Below are 16126 nucleotides of genomic sequence, written 5' to 3'. Positions count from 1 at the left end.
GATCATGCGGCCAAGCCCATCGCACGGGCACGATGCCGCGTTTGCGCATCGGCGGAGACACTGGCCCATTCGCTGCACCGGCGATCGGTGGGTAAGGCCCTGCGGATGACAGCTGTGCCGGCGTTCAAGCCGGTCTGATTTCCGCGTCAGACCTTTGCTTCGCATCAGAGCTTTGCGAAGCAGGCATTGGCGCTGGAGCGCTTCCGCTCCGGTCGGCCGTGCGCCGCCTCGTCGGGGCTGACGCCGCTGCAGGACTGCAGCGGCGGCCGGGCGACCGCGGCCTGCGCCGCCTGTCCGACCTGGCCGTGCCCGCGGGCATCGTACTCGCCCATTACGTGCCGCCGGACAGAGCGGGCGATCGACCGATCTTCCACTGGAACGGGGGCTCGGTGCCGTTCACGGCGAAATCCCCGACGATGCGGTCCTTGTAGATCCGCGGATTGTGGGACGCGATCGTCCGGGCGTTGCGCCAGTGTCGGTCCAGCGCGAGACCGGACCGGGTGGCCGACGCGCCCAGGGCGTCGAACAGGATCGTTCCTGCGTCCAGGACGAGTCCGGTGAGAACGCTCTGGGCCTGCGCCAACTCGATCTCCGCCCTCACGTTGATCGCATGGGCTTCCTCCTCCCGCACAGCACCGATGCGGGCGTCGTAGGCGCGCTGGACGGCCTCCGCAGCCCGCAGGGTGATGGCGCCGGCGGCATAGGCGAGGCCGTGGACCCGCCCGACCACCTGGAGCACCTGCGGATCGGAACGCGGCCGGGCCCCCGCCGCATGGGAATAGGTCCGGTTGCGGTCCCGGACGGCGCTCGTCACCTCCGTGGCCGCGGCCCGGGCGATGCCGGTGAGGGTGGCGAGATGGACGGCCTGGAAGAAGGCCGGCCCGTAGGAGAACCGCGAGGCGGTCGGAAGCGGATCCCCTAGAACGTCGGCATCGTCGAAGACGGTCGAACCGCTGGCCGTGAGCCGCTGGCCGAAGCCGTCCCAATCGTCGACGATCTCGAGGCCCGGTCCTTTCGCCGCGACGATGGCGGAGGTCTCTTCGCCATCAGGACCGGTGCCGACCACGTCGATCCAGTCCGCGAAGAGAGAGCCGGTCGTGTAGAATTTCCGACCCGTCACGCCCCACCCCGCACCGCTGCGATGGATGCGGGTTTCGAACACGCCGACTTTGGCCGGGCCGGTCTCGGACCACGCTCCCCCGAACAGGTCGCCCGCCGTCAGACGCTGGATCCACCGCGCGCGGCGCTCGTCTTTCGGGCTGCCGACGGTGTCCTCCGCGAAGCCGAAATGATTTCGCAACGCCTGAGGCAGGTTGGAATCGGCCTCGGCCAACTCGGCGAGGAGCGCGAACAGGTCCGGCAGGCTCGCCCCGAACCCCCCCTCGGCCTCGGGGACCCGAAGGGCACCGAATTTCGCGTCCCGCAACGCGGCGAAGGCCGGATAGGGAAGGTCTCGGTTCCGTTCCCGTTCGATGGCGCCCTCGCGGATTTGGGCAAAGAGCGGCCGAAATCGCCCCGCGAGGGCCTCGTAGCGCGGGCTCGGCGCGACCCCCCAATGGGCAGATCCCTGTCGTTCCGAAGCAGTCATGGCGGTCTCGTGTCCTCCGGATGCGATGGGAGCCGGGCGTGGGTCAGTGGCGTGTCGGCGTGGCGCCCGGCTCACCGAGGTAGAGAGCGTCGAGCCGGCCGCTGGCCGAGAGGTCGCGGCCATTCCCGGTCGCGACGACGCGCCCGTTCTCGAGCACGACCGCGCGGTGGGCGTGCTCCAGGACGAGGTGAGCGCTCTGCTCGGCGATGAGGAGGCTCAGCCCCTCTTCGCGGTTCAGGCGAGCGAGGCTCTCGAAGATCTCGGCGACGACGCGGGGGGCGAGGCCCATGGAGGGCTCGTCCAGCAGGAGCAGCTTCGGACGCGTCATCAGGGCGCGGCCGATGGCCACCATCTGCTGCTCGCCTCCCGAGGTCAGTCCCGCCCGCGTATGCCGGCGCTCCCTGAGGCGTGGGAACCACGCGTAGATCCGCTCCAGATCGCGGGCGAGTTGCGCTCGGCTCGGTCGGCGGAGATAGCCGCCGATCTCCAGGTTCGTCTCGACCGTGAGCTGGCCGAAGACGTGCCGGCCTTCGAGCACCTGCACCAAGCCCCTTCGGACGAGGCTGGCCGGATCGAGCCGCGCGGTCGCTTCCCCCTGCCAGCGGACGTGGCCGCGGCGAAGTGAGCCGCGCTGCGCACCGAGCAGGTTCGAGATCGCCCTGAGCGTCGTGGTCTTCCCGGCGCCGTTCGCGCCGAGCAACGCCACGATCTCTCCTGCACCGAGGGAAAGGGAGACGTCCCTCAGCGCCAGGATGGCGTTCCCATAGACGGCCTCGATGCCGTCCACCTCGAGAAAGGCAGCCGGCGCCGTCATCGCGCGATCGCCTCGGCGGTCTCCTCGCTGCGGGGCGTGATGCCCTTCTCCCGGGCATAGGCCGCGGCGCGCTCGTAGATGCGCGGAAGGAGCAGGTCCCGGTCGGACTTCACCCAGCCGTGGCTGACCACCGCCCATTGCGTGCCGTCCCACTGCAGCACCTTGCCGGCGCCGCCTCCCTCATGGTCCTTCACCGAGAGACGGAGGGGCTGCACCAGCCCTTCCGCGCCCAGCGCCTTCAGGCGGGGCTCGTCGAGGACGAGGTGCTCCAGGCCCCATTGCCCTTGTGCGCCGTCGATCGGCTTGCGGCCAAAGCGCCCCTGCGCCGTCCGGATGGCCTCGACGGCGATGATCGCTTCGATCACGCCGGAATTGTAGTAGACCGATCCGAAGCTCTTCGGGTCCTTCAGGTCGCTCAGGCCCTTGTCGACGATGGCGGCCTTGATCTTCTTGAGGATCTCGAAGTCCTGCCCCGCCGGGAACGGTGTGATGGCGCGATATCCCTTCCCGACGCTGCCGGCCGGGCGCACGTCTTCCTCGGAGCCCGACCAGATCCCGCCGATGATGTGATCGACGGGGAAACCCGTCTTGGCGGCGGTCTTGATCGCCACCGGCGTCATCACGCCCCATCCCCGCAGGAACACCCAATCCGGCTTGATCTGCCGGATCCGCGCCCATTGCGCGGACTGGTCGTTGCCGGGATGCGGCACCGCGATCTGGATATTCTCGAAGCCGTAGGTCTTGGCCAGAAGGTCGAGGGGGATCTGCGTCTCCTTCCCATACGGGCTGTCGTGGTAGACGGTGGCGATCTTCAGGCCCTTGAGCCTGTCCTTCCCGCCCACTTGCTCGGCGATATAGTTGATTGCCGAGGAGGCCTCGCTCCAGAAGCTGAACAGAACCGTGAAGCTGTAGGGAAACACGCGGCCGTCGATGGCCTCCGTTCGGCCGTAGCCGGTGGTCACGAGGGGGATCTTGTCGGCCACCGACTTCTCGGTAAGCGCCTTCGAGACCGGATCGCCGTGGGGCAGGAAGAGGGGCACGGGCGAGCCGTCACGGCCGCCTTTCACCCGCTCGTAGCACTCCACGCCCTTCTCGACCGCCCATTCGGTCTCGCACTCGTCCCAGAACAGCTTGACGCCGTTGATGCCGCCTTCGACCTCGTTGATGTAGCGAAGGTAATCGATGGTCCCGGCCCAGACGGGAATGCCGGACGAGGCGTAGGCGCCCACGCGGAATGTTGGGAGCGGGAAGTATTGCCGGGCCGCGTCTCCGGCCGGGGCCGTGGTGACCGTGCCGGTTCCGAGAAGGGCGGCCAGCGCAACGATGCGCATGGTCCGTGCGAGGCGGGTCATCTGTCTTCTCCGAGAGGGTCAGGTCGGTGGGCCAGACGGCGCAGGCGGTCTACGAGGCTCCCGAGGAGCGCGGCGAGGCCGTTCGGCTCCTTGATCAGGAAGCCGATGATGAGGGCGCCGAAGACGACGCGCTGGAGATTGGCGATCTGCCCGCCGTCGAGGCCCGTTCCCAGGATCGTGCCGGACAGGTGCGAGAGCAGGATCGGCGTGAGCACGATGAACGCTGCGCCGAGGAAGCTTCCCGACAGGCTGCCCAGACCGCCGACGATGATGATGAACATCGCCTGGAACGAGCGATCGAGATCGAAGCTTCGGGCATCGACCGTGCCGAGATAGGCGAAGGCCCAGAGTGCGCCGGCCACGCCGCTCACGGCAGCCCCGACGAAGAAGGCCGACAGCTTCGCTCGGGATACCGGGACGCCGATGATCGCGGCAGCCGTCTCGCCGTCGCGTACGGCGCGCCAGTCGCGGCCGGTCCGACTCCGCACCAGCCGCCACGCCACGGCCGTGACGACGACGACGCTCGCGAGCGTCAAGGCGTAACGCCCGGCCGGGCTCGACAGATCGCGGCCGAGCAAGGCCAGATGGGGGGCCGAGATCGCGCTCGACGTGGCGTAGTTCGAGAACCAGCCGACCTGATTGAAGGTCCACGCGATCAGGAACTGCGCCGCCAAAGTCGGCGCCACGAGGTAGAACCCCCTGATCCGCAGGCTCGGCAGGCCGACGACGAGGCCGACGAGGCCGGCGATCAGCCCTCCACCGAGCAGGCTGAAGGGCAGCGGGAGCACCGGCACCCTGAGCAGGAGGTTGTAGGTTGCGTACGCGCCGACCGCCATGAAGGCGCCCGTGCCGAGGGACGCTTGGCCCGCGAAGCCCATGGTCAGGTTCAGGCCGAGGCCCGCCAGCGCCATGATCAGGAACGGAATCAGGATCGCGTTGTACCAGTAGTCGTCCGCGACGACCGGCACCGCCACGGCGGCGATGGCAAGGGCGGCGAGAATGCCCGCTGCCCGGATCGGTGAACCGGCCGGCGTGGACGTCGCGGCGAGGGCGCGGCCGTCGAGGGCCGCGGCAGCGGGAGGCATCGCGTCAGACCCTTTCGATCGGCCGCTCGCCGAACAATCCGGCCGGCCGTACCAGCAGGAAGGCGACCGCAAGCCCGTAGGCGAACCACGTGGAGACGGATCCGCCGAGGAGCGGCCCGAGATAGATCTCGGCCAGGGCGTCGCCCGCCCCGACGATGAGGCCGCCGGCGATGGCGCCGGTGATCGAGGTGAATCCGCCGATGATGAGCACCGGCAGCGCCTTCAGCACCACGAAGGTCAGTGAGAACTGGACGCCCTGCCGTGCGCCCCAGAGCAGTCCCGCCACCAGCGCGACGAACCCGGCCACGGCCCAGACGGCCGCCCAGAGTGCCGGAAGCCGGATTCCCACGGAGAGCGCGGCCTGTGGGTCGTCCGCGACGGCGCGCAGGGATTTGCCGATCCGGGTGCGTTCGAAGAACAGGGCGAGACCCAGGACCAGCGCGCCGGCACTGGCGGCGGCCACCAGATCGAACGAGCTGACCTGGATCGGTCCGAGCGCGACCGGAAGGTCGGCGATCCCGAGGTCGAGTTCGTGGACGCGCGCGTCCATGAGAAACTGCGAGCCGCCCTCGATGATGTAGGACAGGCCGAGCGTCGCCATGAACAGGGTGACCTGCGAGCGGTTGACCAGCGGGCGCAGCACCACCCGCTCGACCGCCACCGCGAGCGTCACCATGATCGCCAAGGTGACGAGACCGGCGAGCCAGAACGGAAGTCCCTTCTCCGTCAGGGTCACGAAGGTCAGCGCAGCGCAGAGCACCATCGAGCCCTGCGCGAAGTTGAACACGCCGGACGCCTTGTAGATCAGCACGAAGCCGATCGCGACGAGGGCATACATCACGCCCGCGAGCACTCCGCCCACGAGCGTCTCCAGGAAGAAGCTCATCGCGCGGTCCTCACTGCGGCTTGCCGAGATAGGCGGCGATGACGGCCGGATCGCTGCGGACCTGGGACGGTGGGCCGTCCCCGACCTTGCGCCCGTAATCGAGGACGACGACGTGGTCGGAGAGACCGAGGACCACGCCGATATCGTGCTCGATCAGGACGATCGTCGTCCCGAGCGTGTCGCGCGCGGACCTGATGAAACGCGCCATGGCCCGCTTCTCCTCGCCGTTCATCCCGGCCATGGGCTCGTCGAGAAGCAGGAGCTTGGGTTTCGCGATCAGCGCCCGCCCGAGATCGACGCGCTTCTGAAGGCCGTAGGGAAGGGTCGAGACGAGGCGGTCGCGGTGGGGAGCGAGATCGAGGAAGCCGAGGATCTCGTCGGCTGCAGCGAGACATCCGCGCGTCTCCGCGCGCGCGCGCGGCAGGCCCAGGGCATCGTCGAGGAGCGTCGTCCGGCTCTTGCGCGACAGGCCGGCGAGAACGTTGTCGCGCACGCTCAGGCCGCCGAACAGGGCCGCGTGCTGGAAGGTCCGCCCGATGCCCCGCCGCGCGGCCGTGACCGGACGGATCTGTCCCAGGCGGCCGCCGTCGAACACGATCGCCCCGCCATCGGCGCGATAGACGCCGTTGAGGATGTTGAGGACCGAACTCTTTCCCGCGCCGTTCGGACCGATCAGGGCGCAGATCTCGCCGCGCGTCACCGAGAAGCTCAACGCGTCGAGCGCCTTCAGGCCTCTGAAGGAGAGTGAGACGTCCAAGACGTCGAGAAGAGGTTCGGGCATCGCCGCCCTCACTCGGCCGCCGCAAGGCCCGCGGCCTCGCGCGCCTTCACGGCTTCGATGTCCCGGTAGCCGTGAGCCGGATGGGACTCGGGCAAGTAGGCGCCGCGTCCGAACAGTTTCTCGCGCAGGGTCCCGGGCCTGTACGCCTTCGGATAGACACCGCGACGCTGCAGTTCCGGCACCAGCAGGTTGACCGTATCCTCGAAGGTCTCGGGCGTGACCGCATAGGCGAGGTTGAAGCCGTCGACCCCGGTCTCCTCGACCCATTCCTGCAGGATGTCGGCGACGGTCGTCGGCGAGCCGACGAAGACCGGCCCGATTCCGCCGATGCCGCCCCACCGGGCCAACTCGGCGATCGACCAGGGTTTCTCGTCCGCCGTGAAGGTCTCGACCATCGAGACGATGGCGTTGGTCTCGACCTTCTTCACGAGATCGGTCGGTGCGTATTGCCCGAAGTCGATCCCGCTCCAGCCCGACATGAAGACGAGCGCGCCGTCGTAGGATGCGTAGTTTTGATAGTCCTCGAACGTCCTCTGCGCGGCTTCGTCGGTCTCGGCGACGATCACGGTCGTGAGGTTGTAGATCAGGATGTCCTCAGCCGACCGCCCCGCGGCGACGGCCTTGGCGCGGACATCGGAGACATAGGCCCTGAGCATCGCCTTGAGGGGCGCGGCCACGAAGACGCATTCGGCATGCGTTGCCGCGAAGGCCTTGCCGGGGCCCGACGCGCCGGCTTGGTAGAGCACGGGTGTGCGCTGCGGTGAGGGCTCGCTGAGATGATAGCCGGGGACCGTGAAGTGCCGCCCGCGGTGGCCGATCTCATGGACCTTCGACGGGTCCGTGAAGATCCGCCTATCCCGGTCCCGCAGGACCGCCCCATCCTCCCAACTCCCCTCGAAGAGCTTGTAGAGAACTTCGACGTATTCCGACGCGACCTCGTAGCGGTTGTCATGGCGCTGCAGGCCGCTCTGGCCGACATTCCTGGCTCCGCTCTCCAGGTAGGACGTGACGATGTTCCATCCGATCCTGCCCTTGGTGTGGTGATCCGCCGTCGAGAGGCGCCTTGCAAAGGTGTAGGGATGCTCGAAGGACGTGGATGCAGTGATGCCGATCCCGAGATGGTCCGTGGCGAGGGCGATCGGCGCGGCCAGCTGCAGCGGATCGTTCACGGGGATCTGGGCCGCCTGCTCGAGGGCGTGCCAGTTGGAGCCCTTGTAGACATCGTAGTATCCGACGACATCCGCGATGAAGACACCGTCGAAGATGCCCCGCTCCAAAGTCCGAGCGAGATCCTGCCAGTATTCCAAGTCCTTGTATCGCCACGAACGGTCTCGCGGGTGGGCCCAAAGGCCGGGCGATTGATGGCCGACGCAATTCATGGCGAAGGCGTTGAAGCGAATGGTCTGGCCGGGCATGGCAGCGCGTCGCAGTCGGTGTGGTGAGGGCGGGAAGGTCGGGCGGTTCAGCCCGGAGCGAGGCCGAAGATCGCCGCCAGCGGGACGATCCGCGTGGCGTCAACGTCAACGCCGTCTTTCGAGCGATTGGCCGCGTACGGATTCCAGTACGGATCACCGTTCACGACGTACTGGACCACCGGCTCGAAGAAGATACCGTTCCCTACGGCAAGATGAGCGTAGACCTCGAACACGAGCTTGTCGCGAGAACAGGCGCCGCCGGTGCCTCCTGAGATCAGGTCGGCCTGACAACCCCGCCGCAGCCAGCGAGGCCGCGTCGGGCGCCCGCGGCCCATGCCATTTGACGCCGCCATGAGGGGCGCCGCCGATCGCGCCGGCATCCGTCTGCGGGCCCGCCTCGCCCGTGACGGTCTCGACGGCGCTCGGCGACAGGGCCTCGGCGGAGAGAGGGGCAAGGAGTGCGAGACAGCCTCGCCGAACCCCGAGCCGGGATGAGACTCTGCGAGAGATGGCGGAAGGTGCAAACTGCATCGGCGAGTCGTCTCGGTATAGCAAGGACATCCGAAGTGATGCCCCAGTAAAGAATCATATTGTTTATATTTTTTCGGGGAAAGATCGCTTGTGTCCCCTCAGGCAAAGAAATTATGCGCAAACGATATCGTCGTTCAAGAAAACAGAATGCCATTTTACTTGAGGCGACGAGGCTAAGATTCCGCTTCGTCGAGGGCGGGTGGAAGGACTCTTCGATTAGCCTGCAGCGCCTCGGATCTGCGCACCGGACGCACTGGGGGCGAGGGTCGGCCGGTTGGAATGTTGTTCGTGTGACTTGCTTCGTCGGCGAGCGGCGTTGCGTCGGGGGCGCAGATCCTCGCTTGAGCCGCCATTTTTCGATCGCGGCGCGTTCAGCGCGCTACCGGTCCGGCCGGTGAAGCGCACGACCCTCGACCTGGAACGATGTCCATGTTTCCTGGTTTCGAGATCCCTAAATATTCGCCCGTCTCAAGTGCAGTTCTGTTCGGCTGGTTCAGAAGCACCTTGAGGCTGCTGCCGAAGAGCCGGCACTTGGATTTTGGCCCTGGCAGCAAGCGTGACCAGTCTCGACCTTGGCCCCGACGGACCGGACCGTGCACGCCATCGTCGTGTGACCGCGCGGCTCAAAGCCATTCTGCTCGATCTTCGACGCTGCCGTCCTGTCCTGGGGCGACAAGCGTCACCATGGGACAGGTTCGCGTTGCGCAGAGGGGCCCGCCCGCAACGATCCGTGGGGCATATTGGCTGGTCTCGGTTGGCTGCCGTTGTCATGCGCGCAAGCCGGCGCACGCCGTCATGTCGCGTGCCGCTTTCGGGCACTGCCTTGGGGGACTTGGACGACCCAAATGGGCGCGCATCCGTCGACCGACACGATCCGGGCGAACGGGCGAACTTACGGATTCGGCCGCCGAAAGCCGATGGGCAGGAAAGCACCCAACCCAGTCATTCTGAAGCGCCCACGATCCGGCGGTCATGGCCGGAAGCAGAATTCCCGCTTTGTGAACCTTATACTTGGGACGCGGACCTTTCATCGTTCCGCGATGGATTGCTTCTATGCCTGACCGGCGCGTGCCCATGGCGGAACCGTCAAGGGGGGGGGGCTCGCAACGGTCGAGATCGCGAGGCCCCGCAGGAGTAGCGCTAGGTCGCGGGCGACATCGCCGCCGCGGGCGCGGACTTGCGGTCCATCGCCGAGACCACGAACGCCGTGAGGAATGCCAATGGCATCGTCACGATCGTGGGCGGATCGATCGGGAAGATCGGTGCGGCGTTTCCGAGCACCTTCACCCAGACCGGCGGGCCGAGAACCGTCAGGACGGTCGCGCCGACGAGCCCGGTCACCCCTCCCGCGATGGCGCCCCGGGTCGTCAGGCCGCTCCAGTACAGCGCCAGGATCAGCAGCGGCAGGGTCGAACTGCAGCTGACCGCGTAGGCGAGGCTGATCATGTAGGCGACGTTCTGGGTCTGGAAGGCGATGCCGAGCAGTACCGAGATGATGCCGAGGCCGACCGTGGCGAGCCGCGAGGCGCGGATCTCGCTGCGCTCCGTTGCCCGGCCCCGGCCGATGATGCGGGCGTAGAGATCGTGCGAAACCGCCGAGGCTCCCGTCAGCGTCAGTCCTGCGACCACCGCCAGGATCGTGGCGAACGCCACGGCGGAGACGAGGCCCATGAGCGTGTCGCCACCCAAGGCGTGCGACAGATGGACGGTGGCCATGTTGCCGCCGCCGCGGATGGCGCCCTTGGCGTCGAGATAGGCCGGGTCCCCGCCTATGATGGCCAGCGCTCCGAAGCCGATGACGAAGATGAGGGCGAAGAAGCCGCTCTGGCACATCACCGCCCAGAACACCGACACGCGGGCGGCACGGGTATCCGGGACGGTGAAGAAGCGCATCAGGACATGCGGCAGGCCTGCCGCCCCGAGCATCAGGGTCATGCCAAGGGAGATCGACTGCCACACGCTGCCCGAATAGACCTGGGGCATCATCATGGCGGCGTGCTTCGGATGCACCGCAATGGCCTGGGCGATGAGGCTGTCGTAGTCGAATCCGAAGCGCGCCAGGATGAGCAGCGCGATCGCGACGCCGGCGGCGAGCAGCAGCGTCGCCTTGACGATCTGCACCCAAGTCGTCGCCACCATGCCGCCGAACATCACGTAGCAGATCATCAGCGCGCCCACGAGGATCTGCGCGTAGAGATAGTCCAGCCCGAAAAGCAGTCGGATCAACTGTCCCGCCCCGACCATCTGGGCGATGAGGTAAAACATCACGATGACGAGGGTGGCGATGGCAGTAAAGATGCGGATCGGCGTTTCCGACAGGCGCGTCGCGAGGACGTCGGCCACCGTGTAGCGGCCGAGCTTCCTCAATCTCTCGGCCACCAGGAAGACGACGAAGGGCAGGCCGGTCGCGTAGCCGACGGCGAAGATCAGGCCGTCGAAGCCGGAGGAGCAGATCAATCCGGCGAGGCCGAGGAGCGCGCCGGCCGATATCATGTCACCGGCCAGCGCGATGCCATTCTGGAAGCCGGAGATCTGGCCCCCGGCGGCATAGAACTGATCGGCGGATTGAGCGCGCCGGGCCGCCCAGTAGGTGATGCCCAGCGTCACGATGACGATGCCGACGAACATTCCGATCGCCGCGGCGTTCAGGCCGCCGCCGGGATCGCCCGCGAGCGCCGGGGCGGTCGCGCCCAGGAGCAGCAGGGTGGCCAATAGGGATCTTCGCATGGGGTCGCCTCCTCAGCGCGCGGTGAGACGGTTGGCGAGCAGGACGTAGAGTCCCGTCAGGATCATGGTGGACAGGATGGCGAGGAGGCCGCCGACGGTGGCGACCGTCACGGCCATCCCGGGCGCGATCGGCCGCGTCATGGTGGCGGGCGAAACGATGAAGGTGCCGACGAAGCTGCCGTAGATCACCGTCTGAATGCACGCCATGATCCATCCGAGTCGGGCCTGCGGCAGATCGTTCTTCGGGACTTCGAGATGTGTTTCCTCTGCTGACACCGTTCGACCTCCGGCTTCGACGCGTTGATGTTATATCGGGCGGTTATTCGGCAGCCTTCGATGCGGCATCGGCGACCACGTGGCCGAATCCGTTGTTGACGCGGCTGCGTTGATACTTGTTGAGCCAAGTTTTGAACTGGACAGGCAGCATGTCGTAGGGGCGCGCCTCGCCCAGAACCATCGCCGCGTAGACCGGCCAGTGGGGGTTCGCGAGCATCGGCCTGCCGAGCATGACGATGTCGACTTGGCCCTCCCTGACGATCGATTCCGCGAAGACGGGATCAGCCAGGTTCCAGTTCGCGGCGGTCAGGACCCCCGCCTCCTTGCGGATTCGCTGCGCCGCCGGGACCATGAAGCCCTCTTCGTCCCACGGCGTTTGGGCGCGGCCCGAGTTGCCGCCGAAGGAGACGTCCACGAGGTCGAGTCCCCGGGGGGCGAGAAGGCGGGCCAGTTCGACCGACTCGTCGATGGTCTGGCCGCCGGGTGCGAATTCCGTCACGCCGAACCGCATGGAGAGCGGCAGCCGCTCGGGCCATTCCGAGCGGACGGCCTCGAAGACCTCGACAAGCAGCCGGCTGCGCCCGGCGAAATCGCCGCCGTATTCATCGGTGCGCCGGTTGGCGAGGGGCGAAAAGAAGCTCGACAGGAGGAAACCGTGCGCGCAGTGGATCTCCAGCCACTGAAAGCCGGCGTCCCGCGCCCGGCGTGCGGCCTCGGCGTACTGGCGCGTGACGGTCGCGATATCGTCGTGCGTCATGGCCCGCGGGATGCGCGGCATGACCCCGCCGAACGCATCCGCGGAGGGGCCGATCATCTCCCACGCGTCGGGGTGATCTTCCGGCAGATGGCCGCCGCCTTTCCACGGAGGCTCGACGCAGCCCCGGCGGCCCGTGTGGCCGAGCTGGATGCCGGGCACGGCCCCGACGGTCGAGACGAAGCGGGCGATCCGGGCCAGGGCTTCACCCTGCTCGTCGTTCCAGATGCCCGCGCATTGCGTGGACATGCGGCCTTCCGGCGACACGGCCGCCTGCTCGACCACCACGAGCGCGGCGCCGCCCGCCGCCTTCGAGCCCAGATGGACCAAGTGCCAATCGTTCACGAGGCCGTCCGGCGACGAGAACTGGGTCATCGGCGAGACCGCGATGCGGTTGCGCAACGTGACATCGCGGACCCGGAGTTCGCTGAACAATGAGGACATCGTGCCCGCTCTCCACGCACGCTCCGTCCAGCCGAACATCCTGCCGGAGAAGCGAGCTATCTGCTCGAAATTGAGCCAATACAGTTGCGGAACGAGCAGTCGAATGCCGAGCTGTCCGCCAGTGATGACTTGTTCAAGCCCTAGACTGCCCTTAGCTTTGGACGGCACTCTTCCAAATTCGGGCCGGGCTCGAACAGATTCCGGACAGCGTGCAGCGCGGAGGCTGGCGGGACGTGCCGACAGGGTCGGGGACATGACGAGCGCGACGATGCAGACGCGTGACATCGGCTCCTGGCCGAAGAATATCGCGCTGGCCCGCAGCACGGGGCGGGGCTGGCGGGACATTCACGCGCAGCACGTCGCCGTCGAGCCGTGGACGGGGACACTCGATCCGGTCGGCAATCCCTGCCTCGGCTACTGCGTCGCGCGTCCGGCCCAGATCCGTCGACGCATCGGGCGCGGCGGCGCGACCGAGGCGAGCACGTTGCGCCCCCGGCAGTTCCACCTGATCCCCGCCCACGACAAGAGCGAGTGGCAAAGACGCGGACGCTCCGAGATGCTTGCGATGCATCTCCGCCAGGGCTTGATCGACGAGACCGCGCGCCAGATGTGGAGTGCGACGGCGCCACGGGTCGAGCTCGACATTCCGCTCGGAACGTCTGATCCGCTCCTCGAGCAGCTGGCCCTGGCCATCCTGGAGATCCTGCGGGAGGAGCCCGATGCCTCATCGGCGCTCTATGTCGACGAGCTGGTCCACGCGATGGTCGTGCGCCTTGTCCGGGCCTATACGGCGAACGGTCGCTCATCACGGACGGCGTTGGAGAACGATGCGCTGGATCGCGGCGAGATGCGGCGCATCCGCGACCTGATCGAAGAGCGGCTCGCCGAGGACCTCTCCCTCGAGGCGCTTGCCGCCGAGATCGGCGTATCCCCTCGCACCCTATCCCGCGTGTGCCTCAAGCAATGGGGAACGACGGTTCACCAGTATGTCCTCTCACGCCGTGTCGAGCGGGCCAAGACCATGCTCCTCTCGACCGACCTTGCCGTCACGGCGATTGCCTTCGATACGGGCTTCTCCAGTCAAAGCCATCTGGCAACGGCTTTTCGGCGGTTGACCGGGCTCACACCGAAACATTACAGGCTCATTGGCAGATCGTAAATCTCAAGTTGTTCTGGTCGTAATTATACTGGAAGCATTTACACCACATTGAGAGCCGCCGGTCGGACCTGATTTCATTATGATTTGAGCCCGTATTCCGGCCTGTCGTCGTTGTTGCCGTAAGATTTGTGCGGCGGGAACTTGCCCGACATGGTGAGCCGCACCCGGTCGCCCTTGTTGCTGGCCTCGCGGGCCATGTCCATGTTGAAGTCGATGGCCGACATGATGCCGTCGCCGAACCCCTCCTGGATCAGCTCCTCGAAGGTCGTGCCGTAGACCATCACCCGCTCGTAGAACCGGTAGATCAGCGGCTCGTTGAGCATCCGCTCCTCCGCCTCGGTGAGGCCGAGGAGTTCGGCAAGTCACGCCTCGCGTTCGCGCACCGGGGGAGGGCGACGGGCGAAGCGGTTTAGCGTCGGGACTGCCGATGCCTTCCGCGCGATCCGGCGGCGGCTATCCCGCCGCGTGGGCGATGGCCGCGGATCAGGCCCGGCGGGCTGGAGGCTCGGCGGCGCCGGCTGCCGCGTCCGCCTCGCTCAGGGAAGGCCGCACGACCGGCGGATGGCGCGGGTCGTACCCGTCCGGCATCGCGTCCCGCAGTGTCGTGGAGCGGGTCACCAGGAAGTCGATCAGGTGGTTGCGCAGGGCGTAATACCCGGGTGCATGGTGGAGCTGCGTGCGATCACGGTCCTTCGGCAGCGGGTTCTCGACGATCTCCGCGACCCTCGCTCGGGGTCCGTTGGTCATCAGCACGATCCGGTCGGCGAGATAGATCGCCTCGTCGACGTCGTGTGTGATCATGAACACCGTCTGGCCGGTCTCGACGCAGATGCGGCGGACCTCGTCCTGCAGGGTTCCCCGGGTCAGCGCGTCCAGCGCCGAGAAGGGCTCATCCATCAGCAAGATCTTCGGCTCGATCGAGAGCGCCCGGGCGATGCCGACGCGCTGCTTCATGCCGCCCGACAGTTCGGACGGGCGCTTGTGCTCGGAGCCCGCCAGTCCCACCGTGGCGATGGCCTTCCTCGCGCGCGCCTCGACCTTGGCCCTGGGCGCCGTCCGGCAGCGCGCGGAGACCGCGTAGGCGACGTTGCCGAGCACGCTGCGCCAGGGCAGCAGGGCGTGGCCCTGGAAGATCACCGCCCGATCGAGGCTGGTTCCTTCGATCGCCTGCCCATCCACGATGACGACGCCCTCGGACGGGGCCTCGAGCCCCGCCAGGATGTTGAGCACCGTGGTCTTGCCGCAGCCCGAGTGCCCGATCATGCACACGAACTCTCCCCGGCGCATGGGCAGCCACAGGTCCTCGAAGATCGTGGCCGTCTTGCCCCCTGGCCCCGGATAGCGCCGCGCGATCCCCTCGATGGAGATGAACTTCTCTGCGTTCGACATGCGGCTGGTCCCGGCCTGAACGGGAGCGGGGGCGGCACGGCTGGAGCGCCGCACGAAGGGAAGCAGCTTGCTCATCGGGTGCCTCATTCGGGGAAGGTGACGAGGCGCTGCGCGCGCGCCAGCAGCTGGTCGAGGGCCATGCCGACGACGCCGATCACCAAGATCGAGGTGATCACGTTGGTGATCGAGAGGTTGTTCCACTCGTTCCAGACGAAGTAGCCGATGCCGGTGCCGCCCACGAGCATCTCGGCCGCGACGATCACGAGCCAGGCGATGCCGATGGAGATGCGCATTCCGGTGAGGATGGTCGGCGCGGCGGCCGGCAGGATCACCGTGAACGCCCGGCGCACCGGCCCGACCTCCAGGGTCCGGGCGACGTTGAGCCACTCCTTCCGCGTGCTCGACACGCCGAACACGGTGTTCATCAGCATCGGCCAGAGCGAGCAGATGAAGATCACGAAGATCGCCGACAGGGCCGAGTCCTTGATGGTGTAGAGGGCGAGCGGCATCCAGGCGAGCGGCGAGACCGGCTTCAGGATCTGGATGAACGGATCGAGCGCCCGGCTCATCAGCGGCGACATGCCGATGAGGAAGCCGACCGGGATCGCCACCAGCACCGCCAAGCCGTAGCCGAGCGCCACGCGCCCGATCGAATAGGCGAGCTGGATACCGATGCCCTTGTCGTTCGGGCCGCGGTCGTAGAACGGGTCACTCAGGTGCCCCCAGATGGTCGCCCCGACATCCAGGGGGCCGGGCATGGCCGACTTGCCGGTGGTGGCCGCCTGACCCATCAGGGCCGCGTATTCCGGATCCATCGCCTCGGTCTTGGCCGTGCCGCTCACCGCGACCTGCCAGCCGAGTAGGATCACCGCGAGGAGCGCCAGGGAGAGGATACCGGCGCGCAGGGTCAGGGTGCGTTGCATGA

General features: G+C 67.3%; 15 protein-coding genes and 1 pseudogene. 1 reads left to right on the top strand and 15 read right to left on the bottom strand.

Annotation, left to right across the window (positions count from 1 at the left end; all coding sequences use genetic code 11):
• Positions 1-164: 164 nt before the first annotated feature.
• The 12 genes from A3862_RS31470 to A3862_RS08795 form a co-directional block, all read right to left on the bottom strand.
• Entirely contained in the window at positions 165-332 is a 168-nt protein-coding gene (locus A3862_RS31470; RefSeq protein WP_158498470.1) for a hypothetical protein, read from the bottom strand.
• On the bottom strand, positions 332-1588 hold the full coding sequence (locus A3862_RS08845) for an acyl-CoA dehydrogenase family protein (RefSeq protein WP_043759773.1): 1257 nt from the start codon (positions 1586-1588) through the stop codon (positions 332-334). The genes A3862_RS31470 and A3862_RS08845 overlap by 1 nt, the downstream gene beginning before the upstream one ends.
• 43 nt (positions 1589-1631) lie before the next feature.
• Positions 1632-2402: an ABC transporter ATP-binding protein gene (locus A3862_RS08840; protein WP_043379252.1), complete on the bottom strand. Its 771-nt coding sequence runs from the start codon at positions 2400-2402 to the stop codon at positions 1632-1634.
• Positions 2399-3754: an ABC transporter substrate-binding protein gene (locus A3862_RS08835; RefSeq protein WP_043759775.1), complete on the bottom strand. Its 1356-nt coding sequence runs from the start codon at positions 3752-3754 to the stop codon at positions 2399-2401. The genes A3862_RS08840 and A3862_RS08835 overlap by 4 nt, the downstream gene beginning before the upstream one ends.
• Entirely contained in the window at positions 3751-4839 is a 1089-nt protein-coding gene (locus tag A3862_RS08830; protein WP_043379245.1) for a branched-chain amino acid ABC transporter permease, read from the bottom strand. Before A3862_RS08830 ends, A3862_RS08835 begins: the two co-directional genes overlap by 4 nt.
• Before the next feature lie 4 nt (positions 4840-4843).
• Entirely contained in the window at positions 4844-5725 is an 882-nt protein-coding gene (locus A3862_RS08825; RefSeq protein ID WP_043759777.1) for a branched-chain amino acid ABC transporter permease, read from the bottom strand.
• Between the two features lie 10 nt (positions 5726-5735).
• Positions 5736-6506 carry an ABC transporter ATP-binding protein gene (locus A3862_RS08820; protein WP_043759779.1) on the bottom strand — a complete coding sequence of 257 codons (771 nt, stop codon included), beginning with the start codon at positions 6504-6506 and terminating at the stop codon, positions 5736-5738.
• An 8-nt stretch (positions 6507-6514) separates the two neighbouring features.
• The gene (locus A3862_RS08815) at positions 6515-7921 is read right to left on the bottom strand and encodes an LLM class flavin-dependent oxidoreductase (protein WP_075381105.1); all 1407 of its coding nucleotides are present in this window, start codon (positions 7919-7921) and stop codon (positions 6515-6517) included.
• A 47-nt stretch (positions 7922-7968) separates the two neighbouring features.
• Entirely contained in the window at positions 7969-8154 is a 186-nt protein-coding gene (locus tag A3862_RS31045; RefSeq protein WP_124262961.1) for a hypothetical protein, read from the bottom strand.
• Between the two features lie 1438 nt (positions 8155-9592).
• Positions 9593-11179 carry a sodium:solute symporter family transporter gene (locus tag A3862_RS08805; RefSeq protein WP_111473522.1) on the bottom strand — a complete coding sequence of 529 codons (1587 nt, stop codon included), beginning with the start codon at positions 11177-11179 and terminating at the stop codon, positions 9593-9595.
• 12 nt (positions 11180-11191) lie between these two features.
• Positions 11192-11386 (bottom strand): DUF485 domain-containing protein, encoded by a 195-nt coding sequence (locus A3862_RS08800; RefSeq protein ID WP_236952752.1) that lies wholly within the window; start codon positions 11384-11386, stop codon positions 11192-11194.
• A 112-nt stretch (positions 11387-11498) separates the two neighbouring features.
• Entirely contained in the window at positions 11499-12938 is a 1440-nt protein-coding gene (locus A3862_RS08795; RefSeq protein ID WP_236961872.1) for an NADH:flavin oxidoreductase/NADH oxidase, read from the bottom strand.
• Between A3862_RS08795 and A3862_RS08790 the strand changes: the two genes are divergently transcribed.
• Positions 12922-13812, top strand: a complete 891-nt coding sequence (locus A3862_RS08790; RefSeq protein WP_236961870.1) for a helix-turn-helix domain-containing protein — start codon at positions 12922-12924, stop codon at positions 13810-13812. The genes A3862_RS08795 and A3862_RS08790 overlap by 17 nt on opposite strands.
• Before the next feature lie 77 nt (positions 13813-13889).
• Here the strand turns inward: A3862_RS08790 and A3862_RS08785 are convergent.
• From A3862_RS08785 to ntrB, 3 genes and pseudogenes are all read right to left on the bottom strand, one after another.
• A pseudogene (locus A3862_RS08785) lies at positions 13890-14171 on the bottom strand (cyanase); the annotation flags it as partial.
• 124 nt (positions 14172-14295) lie between these two features.
• Positions 14296-15276 (bottom strand): ABC transporter ATP-binding protein, encoded by a 981-nt coding sequence (locus A3862_RS08780; RefSeq protein WP_043759788.1) that lies wholly within the window; start codon positions 15274-15276, stop codon positions 14296-14298.
• A gap of 8 nt (positions 15277-15284) precedes the next feature.
• Entirely contained in the window at positions 15285-16124 is an 840-nt protein-coding gene (gene ntrB / locus A3862_RS08775; protein WP_043759789.1) for a nitrate ABC transporter permease, read from the bottom strand.
• Between the last annotated feature and the right edge of the window lie 2 nt (positions 16125-16126).

The sequence above is a fragment of the Methylobacterium sp. XJLW genome, assembly GCF_003254375.1.
Lineage (GTDB): Bacteria > Pseudomonadota > Alphaproteobacteria > Rhizobiales > Beijerinckiaceae > Methylobacterium > Methylobacterium fujisawaense.
Note: the sequence above shows the minus strand (reverse complement) of the source record. Positions and strands in the feature narration are given on the sequence as shown.